The organism is Candidatus Propionivibrio aalborgensis, from assembly GCF_900089945.1.
Taxonomy (GTDB): domain Bacteria; phylum Pseudomonadota; class Gammaproteobacteria; order Burkholderiales; family Rhodocyclaceae; genus Propionivibrio; species Propionivibrio aalborgensis.
This window is the reverse complement of record NZ_FLQY01000213.1, coordinates 1-8,532: the sequence shown is the minus strand read 5'-3', so window position 1 is coordinate 8,532 and position 8,532 is coordinate 1. Positions and strand designations below refer to the sequence as shown.

The 8,532-nt window shown below is 58.6% G+C and carries 6 protein-coding genes; all 6 read left to right on the top strand.

Annotated elements, in window-relative coordinates:
• A partial coding sequence (locus PROAA_RS10960; RefSeq protein ID WP_186411380.1) for a sensor histidine kinase occupies positions 1-888 on the top strand: 888 nt, incomplete at its 5' end.
• Between the two features lie 2 nt (positions 889-890).
• Positions 891-2,150 (top strand): sigma-54-dependent transcriptional regulator, encoded by a 1,260-nt coding sequence (locus PROAA_RS10955; RefSeq protein ID WP_186411379.1) that lies wholly within the window; start codon positions 891-893, stop codon positions 2,148-2,150.
• A gap of 34 nt (positions 2,151-2,184) precedes the next feature.
• A complete protein-coding gene (gene trkA / locus PROAA_RS10950) occupies positions 2,185-3,615 on the top strand; it encodes a Trk system potassium transporter TrkA (protein WP_186411378.1) in 1,431 nt (476 codons plus the stop codon).
• A gap of 10 nt (positions 3,616-3,625) precedes the next feature.
• A complete protein-coding gene (locus tag PROAA_RS10945; RefSeq protein ID WP_186411377.1) occupies positions 3,626-5,080 on the top strand; it encodes a TrkH family potassium uptake protein in 1,455 nt (484 codons plus the stop codon).
• A gap of 130 nt (positions 5,081-5,210) precedes the next feature.
• Positions 5,211-6,284 (top strand): uroporphyrinogen decarboxylase, encoded by a 1,074-nt coding sequence (hemE, locus tag PROAA_RS10940; protein ID WP_186411376.1) that lies wholly within the window; start codon positions 5,211-5,213, stop codon positions 6,282-6,284.
• 443 nt (positions 6,285-6,727) lie between these two features.
• Positions 6,728-8,532, top strand: a 1,805-nt coding sequence (locus tag PROAA_RS10935) for a primosomal protein N' (protein ID WP_186411375.1), incomplete at its 3' end; no start/stop codon positions are given.

The following is an 8,532-nucleotide window of genomic DNA, read 5'->3' as shown; positions in this document are numbered from 1 at the left end:
GCGTTTGCCGAGTACGGACGCAAGGAATGGCATACCCAGATCGAACTTGATCGACCGGGCAGTCTGCCGCAAATCCTGCTGTTGCGTGGAACGCAACTGCCGGAAGGGACCAACGGCGGATATGTTGTCGTATTCGACGATGTCACTCGACTGGTGGCCGCTCAGCGCAGCGCCGCCTGGGGAGAAGTCGCGCGACGCCTGGCACACGAGATCAAGAACCCCCTGACACCGATCCAGCTTTCAGCCGAACGAATGCAGCTCAAGCTGGCCAGCAAGTTGAGCGCCGGCGATGCCGAAATGCTCGACCGCTCGACGCAGATGATCATCAATCAGGTGCAGGCGATGAAACGCATGGTCAACGAGTTTTCCGCCTATGCGCGCATGCCGGCACCCGAGCTGGGCCAGCTTGACCTGAATGCCCTGATCAGCGAATTGCTTGGTCTGTACGAGAGCTCGCAAAATCGGATCAATATTGAGCTTGACGCTGTTTTGCCCGCCGTATGGGGCGACGCGAGCCAGTTGCGGCAGATTATTCACAATCTCCTGCGCAACGCCCAGGATGCTCAGGAGGGAGTTGAGGCAGCGCAGATCGGCGTGACTACGCGCGTCGTCGAAGGAATGGCGGAATTGCTCGTCACCGATTGCGGCCCAGGCTTCCCGCCCGAAATCATGGCGCGTGCTTTTGAGCCTTATGTCACAAGCAAAGCGGGAGGTACCGGGCTGGGGCTGGCCATCGTCAAGAAGATTGTCGATGAGCATCAGGGACACATCAGGATAAAGAACCGTCAGCCGACAGGCGCCGAGGTGAGCATTCGTTTACCCTTGGCCGAGCGACTGACGCCCAATCCCATTACAACAACTATGACTGAAACAACTAACGAAAGCTGATCATGGCGCAGATACTGGTGGTTGACGACGAAATGGGCATCCGCGAGTTGCTCTCGGAAATTCTTGCCGACGAAGGGCATACGGTCCTGCTCGCCGAAAATGCCGCAGCGGCACGTAACAGTCGTAGCGAAAAGCGTCCGGATCTTGTTCTCCTCGATATCTGGATGCCGGATACGGATGGCATATCGCTGCTCAAGGAGTGGTCGTCAGCCGGTTTGTTGACCATGCCGGTTGTCATGATGTCCGGCCACGGAACGATCGACTCCGCAGTTGAAGCAACACGCGTCGGCGCGATCGATTTTCTCGAAAAGCCGATTGCATTGCAGAAGCTGCTGGCCACCGTCAAGAAAGCGCTCAAACACGATGTTTCGCCGCAGTTGCCGCCCCTTACGCTCGATGCCTTTGCCCGCTCGCCGCTGCTCAAGGATTTGAAGAAACGACTCGAACAGACCGCAGCCAAGACTTCTCTCCTGCTCCTCAAGAATGCCTCCGGCAGCATTGCCGAGATCTGCGCACGTACCCTGCACACGCCCAAGACGCCCTGGCTTGATCTATCTGCGTCCAGCGAACCCCTGACCCAGGAGATGCTAGCAAATGCAGCGGGCGGCATTCTGTTTCTTGCTGACCTGAGCGTGCTGGGAAAGCTGCAGCAAAAGAATCTCGTTTATGCACTTGAGCGACTCGAGAAATACAATCTCCAGCTGGTTGCCGCCTCGGCGCGCCCGCTATCTTCGCTGATCGAGAACGGTTGGGACCCGGCGCTGGTAACGCGCCTGAGCGAAGTCTGGGTGTCTTTGCCGCAACTTTCCATGCATACGGATGACGTTCCGGAAATTTCGACGCTGGTTCTGTCGCACCTCATTGCACGCAACGAGGTGCCGTCGAGAAGTTTTTCCAGCGGTGCCCTCAACGCACTGCGCCTGCATCACTGGCAGGGCGAATGGGCCGAGTTGCTGGCGACGATCAAGAATCTCGCTCTCTCGGCGCTGGACGACGATATTTCGGTCGATGACGTAGATAGCATTCTGCTTCGCGAGGCGCGCGATGCACCCGAAGCGCCACCGGCGCTACCCCTGTTCAACCAGCCCTTGCGCGAAGCGCGTGAAGCTTTCGAACGCCTCTACTTCGAGCATTATCTTAAAAGCGAGGGGGGAAACATGGCACGTGTCGCAGACAGAACCGGCCTTGAGCGTACGCATCTGTATCGCAAGTTGAAGCAACTCGGATTGAACCTCGGCCGACGCGGCGAAGACACCGAATGAAGCCTCCCAACATTAGTTCAAGGCGGGCGCGATCATGAGAATTGTCATCCTCGGCGCCGGTCAGGTCGGCGCCAGCATTGCCCAGATTCTCGCCTCCGAGAATAACGACATCACAATCGTCGATAACGATCAGAAGCGGCTCGAGTATCTGCAGGTGCGTCTCGATTTGCGTACGATTGCCGGAAATGCAGTTCTGCCATCCACACTGCGGGATGCCGGACTGGCCGACGCCGACATGTTGATTGCGGTCACGCGAAGCGACCAGACCAACCTCATCGCCTGCAAACTGGCGCACACGATGTTCAACGTGCCGACGCGGATCGCACGGCTCCGCTCGTCCGAATTCATGGACGATGCTGAGCTGCTGACCGAGAAGAATTTCGCGGTCAGTTATGCGCTGTGCCCGGAGCAGGTGATCACCGACTACCTGGTCAAGCTGGTTGAGTTTCCCGAAGCGCTGCAGGTGCTTTACTTTGCCAATGAGCGCGTCGCCCTGGTTGCCGTGAAAGCAACCGCCGGGGGATTGATGGTGGGCAAGCCGATCAGGGAAATGAGCGAGCACCTGGGCGGAAATGTCGATGCTCGAATCTCGGCCATCTTTCGACGCGACCATGCCGTCACACCAACCGGGAGTACGGTCATCGAAGAAGGCGACGAAGTCTTCGTGCTGGCTGCTGACGAGCACATTCGGCGGGTGCTGATCGAAATGCGACAAAAAACGACTCCGGTGCAGCGCGTCATCATTGCCGGCGGCGGGAACATCGGCTTGCGTGTTGCGCAAATGCTTGAGGGAAAGTGTCTGGTAAAGGTCATCGAAAGCAATACGGCCCGCACGCAGACGATCGCCAACCTGCTCGGCAACGGCCTGGTGCTTCTCGGCGATGCAACTGACGAGGAGTTGCTGGAACAGGAGTCGATCGGCGAAACCGATCTTTTTCTCGCCCTGACCAACGACGAAGAAGACAACATCATGTCGGCCTCGCTGGCCAAGGCAATGGGTTGCAAGCGGGTGCTGGCGCTGATCAACCGGCGAGCCTATGCCGACCTGGTGCAGAGCGGTCCGATCGACATCGCAATCTCTCCGGCGCTGGTCTCGATCGGAGACCTGCTCACCCACGTTCGCCGGGGCTTCGTGGCCAAGGTGCACAGTCTGCGGCGTGGCGCGGCCGAAGCCATTGAACTGGTCGTTCATGGCGATGAAAAGAGCTCGCGGGTCGTGGGTCGTCGGGTTGGCGATCTGCCGGTAATTCCCGGTGCGACGCTCGTCGCGATCGTACGTGACTTCGACAGGATTGAAGATATCGCTTACGCGGGCATGCTCAAGATAAAGAAGAAGGGGCATGTGGTTATCGCCCACAAGGGCGAGGTCATCAAGCCCGCCGATCACGTCATCGTATTCTGCTTGAATGCGAAAGTGGTCAAGAAGGTTGAGAAGCTTTTCTCGGTCGGACTGCATTTTTTCTGAACGCATTCCGATGAAAGTTTACTTACCGGTCATTCGTGTTCTGTCCATGGTGATCTTCATTTTCGGCTTGACCATGCTGGTGCCGGTAGGTGTTTCATGGGTTTTTCAGGACGGCGCGGCGCGCGCGTTCGACGAAGCCATCCTGCTGACCCTGGGCGTGGGACTCGTTCTGTGGGGTTTCACGCGCAGGAACAAGCGTGACTTGACGATCCGTGACGGCTTCCTGATGGTCGCGCTGGTGTGGACGGTGTTGCCGGTGTTCGCTGCGCTGCCACTCATTTTTTATCTTGACGCCAGTTTTACCGATGCCTACTTTGAAGCCGTATCGGGGTTGACAACAACCGGGGCGACGGTCTTCTCGGAATTGGACAAGCTGCCGGTGTCGATCAATTTCTGGCGCACCCAGCTCGTCTGGCTTGGCGGCATGGGTTTGATCGTTCTGGCGGTAGCGATACTCCCGCTGCTCGGCATTGGTGGTCGTCAGATGTTCAAGGCCGAGACGCCGGGGCCAATGAAGGATTCGAAAATGACCCCGCGTATCGCCGAAACGGCCAAGGGTCTGTGGGGCGTCTATACCGGCATAACGGTGTGCTGCTTCCTCGCGTACCACTGGGCCGGCATGAGTTGGATGGATGCCATCATGCATTCCTTCTCGACCATGGGCCTGGGCGGATTTTCGAGCCACGATGCGAGTTTCGGCTACTTCAACTCGCCAACCATCGAAACGGTCAGCATCGTCTTCATGCTGATTGCCGGCATGAATTTCGCGACGCACTTCGTTGCGCTTTCCGGCCGCTCCATCCGCCCGTACATCACCGATCCCGAAGCCGTATGGTTTCTCGTCGTGGCCCTCGGCAGCGTTCTCGGAATCGCCGTGTTCCTCAATGAGAACGACGTCTATCGCAGTTTCTCTGAAGCCTTCCGCTATTCGGCATTCAACGTCGTTTCGATCGCCACGACCACAGGATATGCCAACACCGACTACTACCTCTGGCCGATGTTCGCACCGCTGTGGATGCTGTTTCTTTCCAGCTTTGCAACCAGTGCGGGGTCGACCGGTGGCGGCATCAAGATGATCCGCGCCCTTGTCCTGTACAAGCAGGTCAACCGCGAGCTGTTGCGCGCCATCCACCCCGATGCTGTCTATCTGGTGCGAATCGGCTCGGAGGTGGTACCCGGCAACATTCTTTTTGCCGTACTCGCCTTTGGCTTCATGTACATGGTCAGCATTGTCTCGATGACCCTGCTGATGTCCCTGTCGGGGCTGGATATCATCACCGCCTTTTCGGCGGTCGTAGCCAGCATCAACAACACCGGGCCGGGACTTAATCAAGTGGGGCCGGCAACGACCTTCGAGGTGCTCAACGATTTCCAGACCTGGATATGTACCTTCGCCATGCTGCTCGGGCGTCTGGAAATTTTCACGCTGCTGGTCGTCTTTACCCCGGCCTTCTGGCGCCGCTAGCCTGGGTACGGCGGGCGTCGGTAGCGCTGGCCCTGCGAACGCGGGATAATCGACCTTTCTCGACTCCGCCCGTCGCTCTCCACGCTGATACGGATTCAGGCCATTTACCTCCTCTTCAACAAAGCCTAACGTGACCCGACCCCGCAACGACAATTTCCTGCGCGCGCTGCTCAAGGAACCCACCGAGTACACTCCGATCTGGCTCATGCGTCAGGCGGGGCGTTACCTGCCCGAATACTGCGAAGCGCGCAAACGCGCGGGCAGCTTCCTGCAACTCTGCAAGAATCCGTCCCTGGCCTGCGAAGTCACCTTGCAGCCGCTCGCCCGCTACGACCTTGATGCAGCGATCCTTTTCTCGGACATCCTCACCGTGCCCGACGCCATGGGCCTCGGGCTATATTTCACCGAAGGCGAAGGACCCAGATTCGAACGCCCGCTGCGCCAGGAATGGGAAATACGTGACCTGACCGCTCCCGATCCTTACGAGCACCTGCGCTACGTAACGGACGGTGTTTCAGAAATCCGCCGTGCGCTGGATAACTCGGTACCTCTTATCGGATTCTCCGGCAGCCCTTACACCCTGGCCTGTTACATGATCGAAGGCGCGTCGAGCAGCGATTATCGACACGTCAAGACCATGCTCTATGACCGGCCCGATCTGATGCATCGCATCTTGTCGGTGACGGCTGATGCCGTGATTGCCTACCTGAATGCCCAGATCGAATCCGGTGCACAGGCGGTGATGATCTTCGACTCATGGGGAGGAGGTCTCTCGGCTGCGGCGTATCCCGAGTTTTCCCTGCAGTACATGCGGCGCATCGTCTCCGGTTTGATCAAGGAGAAAGACGGCGAACGCGTTCCCTCGATCATATTCACCAAAGGCGGCGGGTTGTGGCTGGAATCCATCGCCGATAGCGGTTGCGATGCAGTCGGACTCGATTGGACCATCGACATTGGCGAGGCGCGTCGACGCGTCGGTCACAAGGTCGCCCTGCAAGGCAATCTCGATCCCAACGTGCTCTTTGCTTCACCTGACAAGATTGCCGACGAAGCGCAAAAAGTCCTCGACAGTTACGGTTCCGGCGATACCGGCCACGTCTTTAACCTCGGGCACGGCATTTCGCAATTCACCCAGCCGGAACGTGTAACAGCACTCGTCGAAAAGGTACACAGCTACAGCAAGTTTTTGAGAGAAAAAACATGAACTTTTTTCATCATTCGCCTTGACTTATGCACAGAAACTGATTCGCTGTCACAGAACCTACACAAGTCCTTTCAAAATCAGTGACTTATTCTTATCTCTTTGATTAATAACAGTAAATTGTGTGCCTTATTTTGCGGCAAAGTAAGCAACCGCCTTGCTCTCAGGGTGTTTGAAGGGGTTTTGGTCAACTACTTCACAGACTTATCCACAGAAAATGTGCACAAGTGAGAATACATCGATTAGTTAATGAGTTACGCGGCTATTGCAGAACCGGCGCGAACTTTCCCAGCTAAGCGAAGCTGACTACGGTTAGCGTTTGGTAATTTCTGGCGTATTTAACGAATAGGCGTCGGAAAAAGTACAGATTCTTACTGACGGGCCGCAAACATCCGGCGGGCCAACAGGGGACAAATCGGTGTTTCCGGACTCATGGACTGGTCAGTATGCAGATAGCTCGCGTCGCCCTTGATGTTCCGCTGCACCGGTTCTTTGATTACATCGTTCCCGAGACCGAGGCGTTGTCTGATTCCGACCTCGGTCGGCTGGTCCGCGTCCCCTTTGGCCAGAAATCGAGGATCGGCATTATCGTCGTGCTTCCGCAGTCCAGTGACGTCCCGGTCGCCCGACTCAAATCGATCGAAGCCGTGCTGCGCGACATTCCCGCACTACCGGCAGACTGGTTCCGCCTGAGCGAGTTCTGTGCCGCTTACTATCAAGCTCCGCTCGGCGAGGTGATGCTGTCAACTCTGCCAGCGGGACTGCGGCGCGTCGCCCCGCCCAAGGCCCGAACGAGCCAGCGTTTCGTTAAACCGTCACCGCCGCAGGAACCGCCCGAACTGACGGCTGAGCAGAAGACAGCGCTGGCCGCGATAGCCGAAGACAGCAAAGGATTTAGAGCCTATCTGCTGCACGGCGTGACCGGCAGCGGCAAGACCGAGATCTACCTGCGGCTGGTCGAGCGGTCGCTGGCAGCCGGTCGGCAGGTGCTGATGCTCGTTCCCGAAATCAACTTGACACCACAGCTTGAATCCCGTGTCGCTGCACGCTTCCCGAGTGCCGGGCTGGTCAGTCTGCACAGCGAGTTGACGGAGGCGGCGCGCACGCGCAACTGGCGCGCAGCGCTGGAAGGACGCGCGCGCATTGTACTCGGTACGCGCCTGGCCATCTTTGCCCCGCTGCCAGACCTTGGCCTGATCGTTGTCGATGAAGAGCACGACGCATCCTTCAAGCAACAGGACGGAATGCGTTACTCGGCACGCGACGTTGCCGTCTTTCGCGCCCGGGAACGAGGCATTCCGATTGTGCTCGGATCGGCCACCCCATCGCTGGAGAGCTGGGCGAATGCCACCGACCACCGGACGCCCGCTCGCTACACGCTGCTTACACTGCACCAGCGGGCCGTTGAAAATTCACGCCTGCCGCTTGTTCAACGTATCGATACCCGCCCTGAAAAACTGCAGGACGGGCTTTCCGCAGCGCTGCTGCTAGGGATTGAAAAGCGCCTGACACGCGGCGAACAGAGCCTGGTTTTTCTCAATCGTCGCGGCTACGCGCCGGTCCTCGCCTGCACCAACTGCGGATGGATCTCGCACTGCCATCGCTGCGCCGCCAATCTCGTCTTGCATCTTCTCGACAGGCGCCTGCGCTGCCATCATTGCGGCTTCGAGAGTCCGATACCGAAAGCCTGCCCGACTTGCGGCAATCAGGACATCCAGCCTTTCGGCCGCGGCACCCAGCGGCTGGAATCGGTGCTCGCCGAGCGCTTCCCACAGGCGCGCATCCTGCGCGTCGACCGCGATTCGGCTCGCAGCCGAAAACAGTGGGAAACGCTGGTCCAACGGATTTACAGCGGCGACGCCGACATTCTGGTTGGTACGCAGATGCTGGCCAAGGGGCACGATTTCCCGAAACTGACACTGGTTGGAGCGCTCGGCGCCGACGCAGCGCTGTTCGCTTCCGACTGGCGCGCGCCAGAGCGGCTGTTTGCCCAGTTGATGCAGGTGGCCGGTCGCGCCGGCCGCGCCGAATTGCCGGGCGAAGTGCTGATCCAGACACAGTTTCCCGACCACCCGCTTTACGCCGCACTGGTCCAGCACGACTACGCGGCGTTCGCTGACAGCCAACTCAAGGAGCGCGAAGAGGCCGGGTTCCCGCCCTATACCTTCCAGGCCATGCTGCGCGCCGAATCACCCCACATGGCCGACGCGCTGGCATTTCTTGCGACGGCGCGGGCCGGGCCGCAAACTGG

What these genes read in the sequence shown, in the direction of transcription:
- PROAA_RS10955 (WP_186411379.1), top strand. Translation starts at nt 891, where the DNA reads ATGGCGCAGATACTGGTGGTTGACGACGAAATGGGCATCCGCGAGTTG.
- trkA (WP_186411378.1), top strand. Translation starts at nt 2,185, where the DNA reads ATGAGAATTGTCATCCTCGGCGCCGGTCAGGTCGGCGCCAGCATTGCC.
- PROAA_RS10945 (WP_186411377.1), top strand. Translation starts at nt 3,626, where the DNA reads ATGAAAGTTTACTTACCGGTCATTCGTGTTCTGTCCATGGTGATCTTC.